Origin of the sequence: Burkholderia sp. DN3021, from assembly GCF_049805555.1 — a bacterium.
Classification (GTDB): Bacteria; Pseudomonadota; Gammaproteobacteria; order Burkholderiales; family Burkholderiaceae; genus Burkholderia; species Burkholderia pyrrocinia_C.
Genome location: NZ_JBNCAB010000023.1, coordinates 33,620 through 49,113, shown reverse-complemented (window position 1 = coordinate 49,113; position 15,494 = coordinate 33,620). Strand labels below are relative to the sequence as shown.

Genomic DNA, 15,494 nt, shown 5'->3' with positions numbered 1-15,494 from the left:
GCGCGGTTCGACCGCAGCACAAGAGACGGCGGCAGCGCCGTCATCGGCTCTCACCGACACCGGAGACGAAACCGCTGCGGCGCGACGGCGCTAGCCGCGCGCCGCGTTGCTCACGCCGTCTGCCCGAGCCGCTGCGCGAGCGCCTTCAGCTTCGGCCCGACCTGCGTACGGAACACGTCCTCGTCCATCGACGATGCGGGGCCGCTGCAGCTCAGGATCAGCCAGCGCCCCTCGCGCGGCTCGCGAAACGGCACGGCCGCCGCGTTCACGTCCATATGCCACGCGCGAAACGAATAGCAGCAACCGCCCGCCGAGAACTCGGCCACCGCATGCCGCGCGGCGGCGACGAGCGCATCGGCGTCGGCCGCGCCGCCGGCCGCGCGATGCAGTTCCGCATAAAGCGCGCGGCGCACGTCCTCCGGCTGCACGGCCAGGTACGCGCGCCCCATCGAACTCGTCAGCATCGACAACCGCGAACCGGGCGCGAGCCCGAGCGTCAGCGCGGTCTCGCTGCGGATCGTCTCCAGATAGATCATGTCGAGCCCGTCGCGGCAGCCGAGCGATACGGCGGCACCGATCTCGCGCGCGAGCGCCTGCATGTGCGGCCGCGCGAGGTCGATCGTCCCCGAGCCCGACAGCAGCGCGTAGCCGAGCGACAGCACGCCGGCGTCGAGCGCATACTTTCCGAGCGTCTCGTCGTAGCGCAGATAGCCGAGCACGGTCAGCGTATAGGCGAGCCGGTTCACGGTCGCCTTCGGCAGCCCCGTGCGCTCCGCGAAGTCACGGTTGCCGAGCATCGTCTCGCCGGGCCGGAATGCGCGCAGCAGGTCGAGCCCGCGCGCGAGCGCGACGACGAACTTGCGTTCGTCGATCGTGGTTTCGTCGATGGTTGAAAGTGTCATCTGATGCTACACTGGGTTCGATTTGCAAAACATTGTTCCGCACAGCGGAACTTCAGTCAAGCGATCATTTGGCATGAGCCCGGCCAAACCGGGGACGACCGCAAAGCATGGGGTCCGCGTAAGCGCTGAAGCGCTAACGCGGACCGACAGGAGATGAGACGATGAGTGCTGCAACTTTTCATTGGGACGATCCGCTGCTGCTCGACCAGCAACTGACCGAGGAAGAGCGGATGGTGCGCGATGCCGCGCAGGCTTACGCGCAGGACAAGCTCGCGCCGCGCGTCACCGAAGCGTTCCGCCACGAGCGCACCGACGCAGCCATCTTCCGCGAGATGGGTGAAGTCGGCCTGCTCGGCCCGACGATTCCGGAGGAATACGGCGGCCCCGGCCTCAATTACGTGAGCTACGGGCTGATCGCGCGCGAAGTCGAGCGCGTCGATTCGGGCTACCGGTCGATGATGTCCGTGCAGTCGTCGCTCGTGATGGTGCCGATTCACGAATTCGGCTCGGACGCGCAGAAGCAGAAATACCTGCCGAAGCTCGCGACCGGCGAATGGATCGGCTGCTTCGGGCTGACCGAGCCGAACCACGGCTCCGATCCGGGCAGCATGGTCACGCGCGCGAAGAAGGTGCCCGGCGGCTACTCGCTGTCCGGCGCGAAGATGTGGATCACGAATTCGCCGATCGCCGACGTGTTCGTCGTGTGGGCGAAGCTCGAAGAGAACGGCAAGGACGCGATCCGCGGCTTCATCCTCGAGAAGGGCTGGAAAGGCCTGTCCGCGCCCGTGATCCACGGCAAGGTCGGGCTGCGCGCGTCGATCACCGGCGAGATCGTCCTCGACGAGGTGTTCGTACCAGAAGAGAACCTGATGCCGAACGTGAGCGGCCTGCGCGGCCCGTTCACATGCCTGAACTCGGCGCGCTACGGGATCGCATGGGGCGCGCTCGGCGCCGCCGAATCGTGCTGGCACACCGCGCGCCAGTACGTGCTCGATCGCCAGCAGTTCGGCCGGCCGCTCGCCGCGAACCAGTTGATCCAGAAGAAGCTCGCCGACATGCAGACCGAAATCACGCTCGGCCTGCAAGGCGTGCTGCGCCTCGGCCGGATGAAGGACGAAGGCACGGCGGCCGTCGAGATCACGTCGATCATGAAGCGCAATTCGTGCGGCAAGTCGCTCGACATCGCGCGGCTCGCGCGCGACATGCTCGGCGGCAACGGCATCTCCGACGAATTCGGCGTCGCGCGCCACCTCGTGAACCTCGAAGTGGTCAACACGTACGAAGGCACGCACGACATCCACGCGCTGATCCTCGGCCGCGCGCAGACAGGCATCCAGGCATTCTTCTGATCGTCCGGATGCGGCGCGCCCGGCAGCGATGCCGCGTACGCGCAAAAAGATACGGCCCGCCCGGCATGACTGCCGGGCGGGCCGCATCCGATATCGGATCCGCGAACCGGGCCGCCGGCCCGGTACCGCGTTCACGCGCCGATGCTTACTTGTTCGGCTGCGGCGTGAGGCGCAGATACGGACGCACCGCGTTGAAGCCCTTCGGGAAACGCTTCTTCAGCTCTTCCGGATCCTGCAGCGACGGCACGATCACGACATCGTCGCCATCCTTCCAGTTGCCGGGCGTCGCGACCTTGTAGTTGTCGGTCAGTTGCAGCGAGTCGATCACGCGCAGCACTTCGTCGAAGTTGCGGCCCGTGCTGGCCGGATAGGTGATGGTGAGCCGCACCTTCTTGTTCGGGTCGATCACGAACAGCGAGCGCACCGTCAGCGTTTCGTTCGCGTTCGGATGGATCATGTCGTACAGCTGCGAAACCTTGCGGTCCGCATCGGCAATGATCGGGAAGCCGACGACCGTCGACTGCGTTTCGTTGATGTCGTTGATCCAGCCCTTGTGCGATTCGACGCCGTCGACCGACAGCGCGATCACCTTCACGTTGCGCTTCTCGAATTCGCCCTTCAGCTTCGAGGTCAGCCCGAGTTCAGTCGTGCACACCGGCGTGTAGTCGGCCGGGTGGGAGAACAGGACGCCCCAGCTGTCGCCGAGCCACTCGTGAAACTTGATCGGGCCCAGGCTCGATTCCTGCTCGAAATCCGGTGCGATGTCGCCAAGACGCAGACTCATGATGTTCCCTCCTCGAACGATGCTGGTTGAAACCGCGCGCCGTATGGCGCGGGACAGTCCATCAGCTTACGGGAAGCAATGGGCCGCGCGAACGATTATTCCGTTTGATATTCATACTTTTTTGTCATTTTTACGCGGTGTTGCGGCAAGACGGCCGGCCACGTGGGAAACTTTTCACCCGTTTGCCGCCCTGCCGATACTTACAAATCGTTTACCATGCGATCTTGCACTGCCGCCGTGCGTCTTCCCGGCTCGCCAGCAGGCAGGCGTTTCGCTACGATGTGAACCTGCAGCATGACAGCACGAAGGGAGTTGCAATGTCGGAAATCAACAAGGAGAAACTGATGTCGGATATCAAAACCGTTCTCGCGGACGCCGAAGACCTGCTCAAGCAAGCCGCCAGCAGCACGGGCGACCGTGCGGCCGAGTTGCGCGAGAAAGCCATGTCGCGCCTGAAGCAGGCCAAGGACAAGGCCGCCGACGTCCAGGTCGTGGTCGTCGAGAAAGGCAAGAAGGCCGCTCGCGCGACCGACGATTACGTGCACGAGCATCCGTGGACGTCGATCGGCGTTGCAGCCGGCGTCGGCGTGCTGATCGGTCTGCTGATCAACCGCAAGTAACGCGCGCTGCGCCGTTCCGTCCCGTGGGCCGCGTCGCGCGGCCTGCGGGCGTCGAAGCCGACCGGCGGTTGCCGCCGGCCGGCTTTGTCCTAGCTGCTCACTGCACGCGCAAGCACCTCACCCATGACGACAGACACCACCTCGCAGCCATCCGGCCAAGGACCGCTGCGCCGCCTCGTCGGCTCCGCGATCGGGCTTCTGCAAACGCGCCTCGAACTGGTGGGCATCGAGCTTGCCGAAGAGAAGGAACGCCTGATGGGCGTGCTGTTCCTCGGGCTCGCCGCAATGATGCTCGCGACGATGGCGCTCATGAGCCTGACCGTGCTCGTCGCGATCGCGTTCTGGGATACCTATCGCTGGCAATCGCTCGCAGCGATCACCGCGCTGTATGCCGCAGGCGGCATCGTGTGCGCGCTGAAGGCGCGCTCGGGCCTGCGCGATGCACCGACCGTGTTCGAGGCGACGCTCGCCGAACTCGATAAAGACCGCGAACTGTTCCGCGGCAAGCCGTGAACGCAGTCGTGTTCCCCCTTCCCACCTACTTCGCCGACGCGCCATGAGCCAGAACGTCACGGGCAATGCACACCGCCCCCATTCGTCGCGATCGAACTGGAGCGCATCGCAGCATCGCGCGCTCCGCAAGGAATTGCTGATCCTGCGATCCGAAGTCGAGCGGCTCGAGCTCGCGGCGGCCGCCGGCGAAATGCGCCAGGCCGTCACGCGCTTCAGCTGGCTCAAGGTATTCATCCCCGGCCTTTCCGGCAGCAAGTTCAGCCAGTCCGCAAAAAACCTGAACGCGAGCCTCGGCCACCTCGTCAACCAGTATCCGATGCTGAGTTCGCTCGCGTCGCTCGTGCTGGCGAAACCCGTTCGCTCGCTGCTGCGCGCGAGCGCGGGCCCCGCGCTGAAGTGGGGCACGCTCGGCTTCGCCGCATGGGAGGTCTACCGGATCTGGAAGCAGTCGCGCGACGAGCGCGAGCTCGACGCACACGACGACTGATACTCGGCGACCAGCGCGCACGGCCATGCGCCGTTGCGCGCCCTTCGTGCGAATTCAACGCACGCCCCAACAAGCAGCACCCTGTTCGTCGGCGCCATCCCTTCGCGCATTGCCCTTCGTCCCGTCCGAACGCAGCGTGAAGGCGCCGCACGCATCGTCGTGCATCGGGCCCGTGTCGAGCGGGCTTGCTTCCAGCTCGTAGGTGACCGGCGAGTCGTCGCCGTCCGGCCGCCTGAGCGTCAATCGATAAACGGCCCGCCCGTCCGGCGGCGCCTGCGCGAGCGCGTCCGGCAATGCCGGCGGCGGTGCGCCGTCCAGCGTTTCGAGATATTGGGCCGCCCGATACAGCGCGGACACCGCCGACGCGTGATGAACGCGCACGACATGCTCGCGATACGACGGGATGCCCCATCCGGCCAGCACCGCGACGATCGCGAGCACGATCATCAGCTCGATCAGCGTGAATCCCGCCGATCGGTACACGGACGCGCGACCGTTCATCGAAGCACTGCCGCGACGCGCCGCCAGCGCAGCGCAACGATGCGGCCGTCGCGTATTGCGACCTGGTGTTGCAGCCAGACGGCACTCGACACGTGCGCGCCGACGCCACGCGCGGTGACGACGTAAGCGCGGCCACCGGCCGGCCCTGCTCCGCGCCACGCCTCGATCAGGCATCGCGGCGGCTGCGCGGCCATCGGCCATCCGGCGAACGGCGCGAACGCTTCGGCGGCCGCCATCGCCGGCATGCGCCGCCACGCGTCGGGCTCCGTGTGCGATTCGCCTTCGTTCACGTAGGGTGCCGAGCCACGGAGCAATCGCGCGGTGCACGCCGCAAGCGCGGCATCGGCCGCATGGAATGCAATCAGCCGATCCGACAACGCACGCGTGCGGCGCGATTCCGTCAGCGCGGATTCGAACCAAGTGCCTGTCAGTGCTGCAATGGCGGCACCGACCGCGATCACTGCGGGCAATGCGAGGCCCGCGTCGCGACGCCAATCGCGACCGGCCGACCGGAAACGTATGCGCGGCTCGCGCCGGTTCGTTGCCACGGCTCCCGTGCGCACGGCCTGCCGCAGTTCGTCACCGTTCGCCACAATGTGCCCGGGCAGGTTGCCTGCCGCAACGCATCGCGATATCTCCCGCGAGTACCCTCCTGCTTCGCTCATCGCAACACCTCGCGTGCGTGCGTTGCGTCGCGCAACGTATCGTCGAATGCGATCGCTGCATTCCTCAACGCGACGACACGATGCAGCGTCAAACGTGCACGGCCGTCCTGTGCAACCGCAGCTCGACCGTCGCAGTCGACGTGGCGGGCCGGCTCGCGCATCGGTTCGCCGCGCGCACGCACGCAGACATGCACGGCCACGACATCGCGCCAGTCGTCGACACGCATTGCATCGGCATCGACGAACTGCATGCCGCCGCGACGAAGATAGCGCGCACGCAACTGATCGATGCCCGACACGACCGGCTGTGGCGTGCCTGGACGGCCGTTTCCTTCGCAGTACAGTTCGGGCTCGCCGGTCGACGGACTGACGTGCGCATCGAAGCGGTTCTCCACCGGTGCCCGTTCGCCGGACACGCCGGCACCCTGCCCGAGACAATCCGACACCTGGCCGCTCGCCGTCGGCCACGTCGACACGGCATCGCCGACATATCGGATCAGCAGTGCGTCCGACGAAGCGCTCGCAGGCTCGCACCGTACCTGCGCACCGTCGCCGCGCACGCGCGCCATCGAACAACCGAACACCGGCGGCAACGATGACGCGCGTTCTGCATCGAGCGGCCGGAATCCTGCCATCTGGAGTTGCTGGCCGATCAGCATCAGCGCGGTGCCGGCTGCATCGCGCATCCGGAACCCGTCTTCCGCGCGCCGCTGCGCAACGCGCTGCGCGTGGTACAGCGCACCGGCCGCCACGAGCACGAGGAGGCCGACGGTCATCGCGATCAGCACTTCGAGCAGCATATGCGCACGCATGCGGCGGTCAGCGTTCATCTGCACCAGCCTCCCGAAACGGAATCCGGACGCAAGACGGCGGCTGCGCCGACGCACCTGCAACTTCGCATCGCGGCGAAACCGCTGCATTGCCGCCTCTCCAGCCGACAATCGCGTACCGGACGCCGGCCGGCCCGTCGTCGAGCGTCATCGCACCGCCGGGCAACGATGCAGCCGCCAGCGCCGCGAGACCGTCGTCGGCTCCTGCGCCGGCGCGCGGGCGCTCGACACGCGCATCGGCCAGCCACAGCGCGCCTTCACGCCAGATCGTCGCCCGCTGCGTGCGCGCCATCGCGAGCTGGCTGCCGGCCACCGCCAGCATCACGGTCGCGAGCAGCGCGACGGCCAGCATCGCCTCGATCAGCGACGTGCCGTGCATTGCGTTGCGCATGGTCATCACGCCGCGCCGCAACGGCCGGTGACAATGCGCGCACGGCCGCCCGCCGCAATCCGCACGCAACGCGAAGCGCGTGCGTCGTCGGCTCCGGACGGGTCGCGGCGCGGACGCAATTCGAAACGCCGGATTCCGCCGATCGCCTGGCCGACCGGCGGCGCGAAAGCCAGATCGTGCGCGGCGCCCGCGACGGCCACTTCGGCATCGCGCGGATAGCGCCGCAGCACGCGCGACTGCCCGTCGAATTGCCCGCTGACGAGCCAGTCGCACGACCATTCGGCCGAATCGCACCGCTCGCCGGCACGCAGGCAAACACCGTCGTTCCCGGCCCGGCACAGCGTGACGCGCACGCCGAGACGCGTCGCCTCGGTACGCGCAAACGACAGCGCCCCGAGCAACGCAAGCGAGCGCGCATCCACGCGTTCGCGCATGCGCCACTGGTCGAACGCGGGTGCCGCATAGAGTGCAAGCCCGGCCGCCAGCGCGATAACGACCATCAGCTCGACGAGCGTGAACCCGCCCGAGCGTCGCACCACGCTTTTCAAGAATGGGTAACGCAGTCCCATCGCAGTCGTCCTCCGCCAAGGTGATGCGACGACTGTAGCGACACGTGCGGACGCACGCCATTTGCCGAACGGCTGACTGGCGACATGCGATCGCGACCGACACAATCGGCGCGAACTGAACCAACGGAGAAGACGATGAACGGACGCAGCGCGTCAGCGCTTACGCGGGGTCTTGGCGGGAGAGGCGCGACGGAACTCTTCGATCACGTCGGCAAATTCAGAAACGTCCTCGAACCGGCGATACACCGATGCGAAGCGGACATAGGCAATCGTATCGAGGCCGCGCAACTCGTTCATCACGAGTTCGCCGAGCTTCTCGCTACGCACTTCACGCTCGCCTGTCGCGAGCAGTTGATATTCGATGCGGGCGACCGCCGCATCGATCGCGTCGGCGGCAACCGGCCGCTTGCGCAGCGCGAGTTGCATGCTGGCGACGATCTTGCGGCGGTCGAATTCCGTGCGGCTGCCGTCCTTCTTCACGACGAACGGCAGGGACAGCTCGACCCGCTCGTACGTCGTGAAGCGCTTGTCGCAAGCCGAGCAGCGACGGCGCCGCCGAATCGCGGCGCCATCTTCGGACACGCGCGAATCAACGACCTGCGTGTCGTCATGCCGGCAGAACGGGCAGCGCATCGTCGATCAGCGATAGACCGGGAAACGCTTGGTCAGCTCGGCGACCTGCGCACGCACGCGCTCGATCGTCGCTGCATCTTCCGGGTTCTCCAGCACGTCGGCGATCAGGTTGCCCACCTGCTCCGCTTCCGCCGGCCCGAAGCCGCGCGTCGTCATCGCCGGCGAACCCAGGCGCACGCCACTCGTCACGAACGGCTTTTCCGGGTCGTTCGGGATCGCGTTCTTGTTCACCGTGATGTGCGCCGCGCCGAGCGCCGCTTCCGCTGCCTTGCCCGTGATGTTCTTCGCACGCAGGTCGACCAGCATCACGTGGCTTTCCGTGCGGCCCGACACGATCCGCAGCCCGCGCTTCACCAGCGTTTCAGCCAGCACGCGCGCGTTCTCGACCACCTTTTCCTGGTACGCCTTGAACTCCGGCGACAGCGCTTCCTTGAACGCCACCGCCTTCGCCGCGATCACGTGCATCAGCGGGCCGCCCTGGATGCCCGGGAAGATCGCCGAGTTGATCGGCTTCTCGTACTCGGACTTCATCAGGATCACGCCGCCGCGCGGGCCGCGCAGGCTCTTGTGCGTCGTCGTCGTGACGAAATCAGCGTGCGGCACCGGGTTCGGGTACACGCCGGCCGCGATCAGGCCCGCGTAGTGCGCCATGTCGACCATCAGGTACGCGCCCACCGACTTCGCGATCTTCGCCAGGCGTTCGAAATCGATCTTCAGCGAGAACGCCGACGCGCCCGCGATGATCAGCTTCGGCTTGTGTTCCTGCGCGAGCTTCTCGGCCGCTTCGTAGTCGATGTCTTCGTTCTCGTTCAGGCCGTAGCTCACGACGTTGAACCACTTGCCCGACATGTTCACCGGCGAGCCGTGCGTCAGGTGGCCGCCGTGCGCGAGGCTCATGCCCATGATCGTGTCGCCCGGCTTGAGCATCGCGAAGAACACGCCCTGGTTCGCCTGCGAACCCGAGTTCGGCTGCACGTTCGCCGCTTCCGCGCCGAACAGCTGCTTCACGCGGTCGATCGCCAACTGCTCGACCACGTCGACGTACTCGCAGCCGCCGTAGTAGCGCTTGCCCGGATAACCTTCCGCGTACTTGTTCGTGAGCTGCGAGCCCTGCGCGGCCATCACGGCCGGGCTCGTGTAGTTTTCCGACGCGATCAGCTCGATGTGATCTTCCTGGCGGCGGTTTTCATGCTCGATCGCTGCAAAGACTTCGGGATCGACGTTCGCGATGGTGCTTTGGGCTCTGTCAAACATACGGTTTCCGTTAAGTGTGTACAGGTTGACCGGGGTGGCCGAGTACGATGCGCTGCTGGCGGGACCAGCTCGACGTGGCGGAAGAATCCGGATGACGCGAGGCAGGACAGCCACCGGCAATGCACGCGACGGCGCACAACGGCTGCCCAGGCGAACGGCAAAAACGGCGCCCCGCGCTTCACGGTGGGATGCTCCACCTTGAACCCGAAGGGTTCTATCGCCAGTCACGCAGGGGTGATGAGCGCGTTAGTGTATTGGATGCGTCATGAATAGGCAACCGCACGGCAGCGCGCCGGGAGCAATTGGGGCCAGACTCTACGCGCCCGTGCCGAAACGCTTTGCCGCCTTGCCGCGGTGCGGCAATCTCAGTAGGCTTGCGGGATATCACCCGCTACTTTGTTATCGACCAGGAGCAGCAATGATCGTGTTCGTCACAGGCGCGTCCGCCGGCTTCGGCGCCGCCATCGCCCGTGCCTTCGTCAAAGGAGGCCACCGCGTCGTCGCGACCGCGCGTCGCAAGGATCGTCTCGATGCGCTCGCCGCCGAGCTCGGCGATGCCCTTCTGCCGCTCGAGCTCGACGTGCGCGACCGCGCGGCCGTCGAAGCCGTGCCGGGCGCCCTTCCCGCCGAATTCGCGGCGCTCGACGTGCTGGTCAACAACGCCGGCCTCGCGCTTGGCGTCGAGCCGGCCCACAAGGCCAGCCTCGACGAATGGCAGACCATGATCGACACGAACTGCTCGGGCCTGGTGACCGTCACGCACGCGCTGCTGCCCGGCATGATCGAGCGCGGCCGCGGCCATATCTTCAATCTCGGTTCGGTTGCCGGAACCTATCCGTATCCGGGCGGGAACGTATACGGCGCAACCAAGGCTTTTGTCCGACAATTCAGCCTGAACCTGCGCGCCGACCTGATCGGCACGCCGTTGCGCGTGACCGACATCGAGCCGGGCCTGTGCGGCGGCACGGAATTCTCGAACGTCCGCTTCCGCGGCGACGACGCGAAGGCGGCGAACGTGTACCAGAACGTCCAGCCGCTCACGTCCGAGGACATCGCCGACACGATCTACTGGATCGCGACGCGCCCGGCACACGTGAACATCAACACGATCGAGATGATGCCGGTCGCCCAGGCGCCGGCCGGCCTCACGATCCATCGCGGCTGACCCATCGCGCGCAGCCGCGGCCGGCCCGCGGTATGCCGCGTCGTACTACATTCCGTTACGAAACGGTTACGAATCCGGTTCCTGCGTTCCGGTAGAATGCGCGCCATGACTCAGCCTACCCGCTCCCCGGAAGGGCGTTCCGGCTTTACCTGGCCGGTGCGCGTGTACTACGAGGATACCGATGCAGGCGGCATCGTCTTCTATGCCAACTACCTGAAGTTCTTCGAGCGCGCCCGCACCGAGTGGCTTCGCGCATGCGGCGTCGACCAGCGTCGGCTCGCCGACGATACCGGCGCGATCTTCATCGTCCGCAGCACCTCGCTCGACTACCGCGCACCGGCGCGACTCGACGACACGCTGGCGATCACGAGCCGGCCCGGACGCATCGGCCGCGCATCGGTGGAATTCACGCAGGAAGCCTGGTGTGGCGACACGCTGCTCGTGGCCGGACATATCCGCCTCGGCTGCGTCGACCGTAACGGTATCCGGCCCGCGGCCATCCCGCCGGCCGTGCTCGACGCGCTGCAACGCGGGCCCGTCATCGACGCCGGGCAGACTGTATTGTCAACGAAGCTCGCATGAGCGCCGTTTAGACAAAGCCCATGAACTTGCCTTCCTGATTCGATACTAAGCAAGGTTCGGCGCCAGGCTTGGCCGGCGCGCCGCGCCGCACGCATACCGGGCGCCCCGAAGGGACGTTACTCAAACCTCTATGAACACTTCTCAAGACCTGTCGATCATTTCCCTCGTCCTCAACGCGAGCGTGCTGGCCCAGGCCGTGATGGGGCTGCTGCTGCTGCTGTCGCTGATGTCGTGGACCTTCATCTTCCGCAAGTGGTTTGCGATCCGCCGCGCACGCGCGCAGACCGAACGCTTCGAGAGGGATTTCTGGTCGGGCGGCGACCTGCAGGCGCTGTACCAGAGTGCGGCCAACAACCGCCACACGATCGGCGCGCTCGAGCGGATCTTCGAATCGGGTATGCGCGAATTCCTGAAGGCGAAGGAAAAGCGCCTCAGCGATCCGGGCCTCGTGCTCGACGGTGCACGCCGCGCGATGCGCGCGTCGTTCCAGCGTGAAATGGACGTGCTCGAAGCGAACCTCGCGTTCCTCGCATCGGTCGGTTCGGTCAGCCCGTACATCGGCCTGTTCGGCACGGTCTGGGGGATCATGAACTCGTTCCGCGGCCTCGCGAACGTGCAGCAGGCCACGCTCGCGAACGTCGCGCCGGGCATCGCCGAGGCGCTCGTCGCCACCGCGATCGGCCTGTTCGCCGCGATTCCGGCGGTGGTCGCGTACAACCGCTACGCGCACGACATCGACCGCCTCGCGATCCGCTTCGAGACCTTCATCGAAGAGTTCTCGAACATCCTGCAGCGTCAGGCCCAGTAAGGAGCTCGCCATGGCAGGAAGTCCCATCCGATCCAGCATGCGCGGCGGCCGCTCGCGCCGCGCAATGGCCGACATCAACGTCGTGCCGTACATCGACGTAATGCTGGTGCTGCTCGTGATCTTCATGGTCACCGCACCGCTCGTCGCCCCGTCGATCATCAACCTGCCGACCGTCGGCAACGCCGCGCCGCAGGAGCAGACGCCGCCCGTCGTCGTCAACATCAAGGCCGACCGCACGATGAGCGTCAAATACAAGGGCGACTCGGGCGCGACCCGGGAAGACACGATGACGAAGGCCGAGCTCGACAGCTTCATCTCGGCCCGGCAGGCCGATCATCCCGACCAGCCGGTCGTGATCGCGGCCGACAAGACCGTGCAGTACGATGCGGTCATGACCGTGATGTCGGATCTGAAGACGCGCGGCGTCAAGCGCGTCGGCCTCCTCGTCAAATCGCAATGAACCGGCAGCAATCCCTGCGCAGCACCGGCTATCCGCCTCGGCCACCTCGCGAGCGCGGCACCTGGCGTGCATTCGCGCTCGCCGCGCTGATGCACGTGCTGCTCGCGCTGTTTCTCTATCACGGCGTGCAGTGGCAGAACAGCACGCCGGCCGGCGCCGAAGCCGAGCTGTGGACCGAAGTGCCCGACGTCGCCGCGCCGCGGCCTGTCGTGACGCCGCCCGCGAAGGTCGCGCCGCCCCCTCCCCCGGTGCGCGACGAGCAGGCCGACATCGCGCTGCAGCAGAAGAAGCGGCAGCAGGAAGCGGCCGCGCGCGAAGCGCTGCTCGAGCAGCAGCGCCGCGCGCAGCAACTGAAGGCCAAGCAGGAAGAGGACGCCCGGCGCGCGCAACTTGCGGCGCAGCAGGCTGCCGCGCTCGCCGCGCAGAAGGCCGCGGAACGCGACAGGCAGAAGCAGGCCGACAAGCTCAAGCAACAGCAGCTCGCCGAGCAGCAGAAGCTCGAACAGCAGAAACTCCAGCAGCAGAAGCAGGCGCAGCTCGAAGCGCAGCAGGCGGCGAAGGCGAAGTCCGACGCGGCCGCGAAGGCGAAGGCGGAAGCCCAGGCCAAGGCGAAGGCCGAAGCCACGGCGCGCGCAAAGGCCGATGCGGCGGCGAAGGCGAAGCTCGACCGCGAACGCAGCGCGCGTCTCGCGCAGATGCAGGGCCTGTCCGGCGCCGGCGAAGGTGGCGGCGAAGGCCTCGCGAAGAGCGGCACGGGTACGGGCTCCGGCGGCAATGCCGCATCGCCCGGCTATGCCGACAAGGTGCGCCGCCGCGTCAAGCCGAACATCGTTTGGGGCGGCGAGCGAGCAGGCCTGACCACCGTCGTCAAGATTCGGTGCACGCCGTCCGGTGACGTATTGAGCGCATCGGTCTCCCGCTCCAGCGGGAATTCGGGGTGGGATCAAGCCGTGGTCAATGCGATCCAGGCATCGGTCCCGTTGCCGCCCGATTCTAACGGTCGTACCCCGTCGGACATTACGATTACCTTCAAGGCGGCGGAGTGAAAGGAAATACGCTTACACTCCGGGCGTCGCTGTCGGACGGGAACGAATCGGGTATTTTTACTGTCTCTCTGCGGTTGCGCAGCGATCCAAGTCATACGGGAAGCAAGAAGCATGAGTTTGATGACAAAACTAGGTTTCAGGGCACTCGTGGCCTCGTGTCTGATTGCGGCGGGCAGCGCCGCTAACGCCCAGGTCAACGTGCTGATCACCGGTGTCGGTTCGACCCAGTTCCCCATTGCCACAGCGAATTTCGCGAACGAGGCGGGCCTGCCGCAGCAGGTCACGTCGATCGTCCGCGCCGACCTCGCCCGCAGCGGCAAATTCACCAACATCGACGCGGGCAGCACGCCCGTGCCCGAGACCGCCTCGGTCGATCTCGGCGCATGGAAGGCCAAGGGCGCGAATGCGTTCGTCGCCGGCAGCGTGAACCGCGACGCGAACGGCCAGTACAAGGTCAACTTCATCCTGTACGACACCGTGAAGCAGCAAAGCCTCGGCGGCCTGTCGCTGACGGCCACCGACACCACGCTGCGCACGGCCGGCCACAAGATTGCCGACTACATCTACCAGAAGCTGCTCGGCGTGCGCGGCGTGTTCGCCACGCGCCTGTCGTACGTGATCAAGACCGGTAATCGCTACCAGCTGCAGATCTCGGATTCGGACGGCCAGAACGCGCGCATCGCACTGTCGAGCACCGAGCCGATCATCTCGCCGGCCTGGTCGCCGAGCGGCACGAAGGTCGCGTACGTGTCGTTCGAGCGCAAGAAGCCGATCGTCTACATCCATGACCTGCCGACCGGCCGCCGCTACATGGTCTCGGACCAGAAGGGCAACAACAGCGCACCGGCATGGTCGCCGGACAGCAACACGCTCGCCGTCGCGCTGTCGCTGACCGGCAACACGCAAATCTATACGGTCAATGCGAACGGCGGCGGCCTGCGCCGTCTCACGCAGAGCAGCTCGATCGACACCGAGCCGTACTACTCGCCGGACGGCCGCTGGATCTACTTCACGAGCGATCGCGGCGGCGCGCCGCAGATCTACCGGATGCCGGCACAGGGCGAAAGCGCCGGTGCCGCGCAGCGCGTGACCTTTACCGGCAGCTACAACACGAGCCCGCGTGTGAGCCCGGACGGCAAGCTGCTCGCCTACATCTCCCGCACCGGTGGGGGCTTCAAGCTGTACGTTCAGGATCTGCAATCCGGAGCGGCGAACGCCATCACGAATACGAATCACGACGAATCGCCGAGCTTCGCGGCAAACGGCCAGTACCTTCTGTACGCTACCCAGTCGGGTGGTCGCAACGTTCTGGCTGCAGTGCCCTCCGACGGCAGCGCGCCGCCACAGATCCTGTCCGTCCAGGGCGGCTCCGTTCGTGAGCCGTCCTGGGGGCCCTTCATGCAATGACCACAAGGAGAGTAACCATGATGTCGAATAAAGCTCGTCTGGCTCTGGCCGTGATGATGATCAGCGCGCTCGCAGCGTGCAAATCGGGCGTGAAGCTCGACGACAAGGCAAACGCGGGTGCAGTCAGCACGCAACCGAGCGCCGACAACGTCGCGCAAGTGAACGTCGATCCGCTGAACGACCCGAACAGCCCGCTCGCGAAGCGCAGCATCTACTTCGACTTCGACAGCTATTCGGTGAAGGACGAGTACCAGCCGCTGATGCAGCAGCACGCTCAGTACCTGAAGAGCCATCCGCAGCGCCACGTGCTGATCCAGGGCAACACCGACGAACGCGGCACGAGCGAGTACAACCTCGCGCTGGGCCAGAAGCGTGCGGAAGCCGTCCGCCGCGCGATGGCGCTGCTCGGCGTGAACGATTCGCAGATGGAAGCCGTGAGCCTCGGCAAGGAAAAGCCGCAGGCAACGGGTCACGACGAAGCGTCGTGGGCGCAGAACCGTCGCGCCGACCTCGTCTACCAACAGTAAG

20 protein-coding genes and 1 riboswitch are annotated in these 15,494 nt (G+C 66.3%); of the genes, 11 read left to right on the top strand and 9 right to left on the bottom strand.

What is annotated here, in order from left to right:
- Positions 1-110 precede the first annotated feature (110 nt).
- Positions 111-902, bottom strand: a complete 792-nt coding sequence (locus tag ACPUER_RS14345; RefSeq protein ID WP_204425877.1) for an IclR family transcriptional regulator — start codon at positions 900-902, stop codon at positions 111-113.
- A gap of 161 nt (positions 903-1,063) precedes the next feature.
- Here ACPUER_RS14345 and ACPUER_RS14340 point away from each other — a divergent pair, with 161 nt between their 5' ends.
- A complete protein-coding gene (locus ACPUER_RS14340) occupies positions 1,064-2,251 on the top strand; it encodes an acyl-CoA dehydrogenase (protein WP_310138038.1) in 1,188 nt (395 codons plus the stop codon).
- Between the two features lie 145 nt (positions 2,252-2,396).
- Here the strand turns inward: ACPUER_RS14340 and ACPUER_RS14335 are convergent, their stop codons facing one another.
- Positions 2,397-3,035 carry a peroxiredoxin gene (locus ACPUER_RS14335; RefSeq protein ID WP_034182833.1) on the bottom strand — a complete coding sequence of 213 codons (639 nt, stop codon included), beginning with the start codon at positions 3,033-3,035 and terminating at the stop codon, positions 2,397-2,399.
- Positions 3,036-3,352: 317 nt separating this feature from the next.
- On the opposite strand from ACPUER_RS14335, the gene ACPUER_RS14330 reads away from it, so the two are divergent.
- The 3 genes from ACPUER_RS14330 to ACPUER_RS14320 all read left to right on the top strand — a co-directional run bounded on the left by ACPUER_RS14330 (position 3,353) and on the right by ACPUER_RS14320 (position 4,655).
- A complete protein-coding gene (locus ACPUER_RS14330; protein WP_026044969.1) occupies positions 3,353-3,655 on the top strand; it encodes a DUF883 family protein in 303 nt (100 codons plus the stop codon).
- 123 nt (positions 3,656-3,778) lie between these two features.
- Positions 3,779-4,168 carry a phage holin family protein gene (locus tag ACPUER_RS14325; protein ID WP_034182832.1) on the top strand — a complete coding sequence of 130 codons (390 nt, stop codon included), beginning with the start codon at positions 3,779-3,781 and terminating at the stop codon, positions 4,166-4,168.
- A gap of 43 nt (positions 4,169-4,211) precedes the next feature.
- On the top strand, positions 4,212-4,655 hold the full coding sequence (locus tag ACPUER_RS14320; RefSeq protein WP_072436234.1) for a DUF3318 domain-containing protein: 444 nt from the start codon (positions 4,212-4,214) through the stop codon (positions 4,653-4,655).
- A gap of 54 nt (positions 4,656-4,709) precedes the next feature.
- On the opposite strand, the gene ACPUER_RS14315 is transcribed toward ACPUER_RS14320, so the two are convergent.
- From ACPUER_RS14315 to glyA, 7 genes are all read right to left on the bottom strand, one after another.
- Entirely contained in the window at positions 4,710-5,156 is a 447-nt protein-coding gene (locus tag ACPUER_RS14315) for a prepilin-type N-terminal cleavage/methylation domain-containing protein (protein WP_310138071.1), read from the bottom strand.
- On the bottom strand, positions 5,153-5,626 hold the full coding sequence (locus ACPUER_RS14310) for a hypothetical protein (RefSeq protein WP_425131417.1): 474 nt from the start codon (positions 5,624-5,626) through the stop codon (positions 5,153-5,155). Before ACPUER_RS14310 ends, ACPUER_RS14315 begins: the two co-directional genes overlap by 4 nt.
- Positions 5,627-5,817: 191 nt before the next feature.
- Positions 5,818-6,651, bottom strand: a complete 834-nt coding sequence (locus ACPUER_RS14305; RefSeq protein WP_425131416.1) for a PilW family protein — start codon at positions 6,649-6,651, stop codon at positions 5,818-5,820.
- A complete protein-coding gene (locus ACPUER_RS14300; RefSeq protein ID WP_425131415.1) occupies positions 6,641-7,042 on the bottom strand; it encodes a type IV pilus modification PilV family protein in 402 nt (133 codons plus the stop codon). Before ACPUER_RS14300 ends, ACPUER_RS14305 begins: the two co-directional genes overlap by 11 nt.
- Positions 7,043-7,047: 5 nt before the next feature.
- Positions 7,048-7,611 (bottom strand): GspH/FimT family pseudopilin, encoded by a 564-nt coding sequence (locus tag ACPUER_RS14295; protein ID WP_425131414.1) that lies wholly within the window; start codon positions 7,609-7,611, stop codon positions 7,048-7,050.
- Between the two features lie 153 nt (positions 7,612-7,764).
- Positions 7,765-8,244: a transcriptional regulator NrdR gene (nrdR, locus tag ACPUER_RS14290; protein WP_006476792.1), complete on the bottom strand. Its 480-nt coding sequence runs from the start codon at positions 8,242-8,244 to the stop codon at positions 7,765-7,767.
- 6 nt (positions 8,245-8,250) lie between these two features.
- Positions 8,251-9,498, bottom strand: a complete 1,248-nt coding sequence (glyA, locus tag ACPUER_RS14285) for a serine hydroxymethyltransferase (RefSeq protein ID WP_072436238.1) — start codon at positions 9,496-9,498, stop codon at positions 8,251-8,253.
- A gap of 137 nt (positions 9,499-9,635) precedes the next feature.
- Positions 9,636-9,736: riboswitch (ZMP/ZTP riboswitch) on the bottom strand.
- 180 nt (positions 9,737-9,916) lie between these two features.
- Between glyA and ACPUER_RS14280 the strand changes: the two genes are divergently transcribed.
- The 7 genes from ACPUER_RS14280 (at position 9,917) to pal (ending at position 15,493) form a co-directional block, all read left to right on the top strand.
- Positions 9,917-10,663, top strand: coding sequence for an SDR family NAD(P)-dependent oxidoreductase (locus tag ACPUER_RS14280; RefSeq protein ID WP_175962495.1), 747 nt, complete (start codon positions 9,917-9,919; stop codon positions 10,661-10,663).
- Between the two features lie 96 nt (positions 10,664-10,759).
- Positions 10,760-11,245: a tol-pal system-associated acyl-CoA thioesterase gene (ybgC, locus tag ACPUER_RS14275; protein WP_175962494.1), complete on the top strand. Its 486-nt coding sequence runs from the start codon at positions 10,760-10,762 to the stop codon at positions 11,243-11,245.
- Between the two features lie 130 nt (positions 11,246-11,375).
- Positions 11,376-12,053: a protein TolQ gene (gene tolQ / locus ACPUER_RS14270; protein ID WP_034182824.1), complete on the top strand. Its 678-nt coding sequence runs from the start codon at positions 11,376-11,378 to the stop codon at positions 12,051-12,053.
- A gap of 10 nt (positions 12,054-12,063) precedes the next feature.
- Positions 12,064-12,513, top strand: a complete 450-nt coding sequence (gene tolR / locus ACPUER_RS14265; protein WP_425131413.1) for a protein TolR — start codon at positions 12,064-12,066, stop codon at positions 12,511-12,513.
- Positions 12,510-13,559 carry a cell envelope integrity protein TolA gene (tolA, locus tag ACPUER_RS14260; RefSeq protein ID WP_175962492.1) on the top strand — a complete coding sequence of 350 codons (1,050 nt, stop codon included), beginning with the start codon at positions 12,510-12,512 and terminating at the stop codon, positions 13,557-13,559. The genes tolR and tolA overlap by 4 nt, the downstream gene beginning before the upstream one ends.
- Positions 13,560-13,670: 111 nt before the next feature.
- Positions 13,671-14,966, top strand: coding sequence for a Tol-Pal system beta propeller repeat protein TolB (tolB, locus tag ACPUER_RS14255; protein WP_034182821.1), 1,296 nt, complete (start codon positions 13,671-13,673; stop codon positions 14,964-14,966).
- A 17-nt stretch (positions 14,967-14,983) separates the two neighbouring features.
- Positions 14,984-15,493, top strand: coding sequence for a peptidoglycan-associated lipoprotein Pal (pal, locus tag ACPUER_RS14250; protein ID WP_034182820.1), 510 nt, complete (start codon positions 14,984-14,986; stop codon positions 15,491-15,493).
- Position 15,494: the final 1 nt, after the last annotated feature.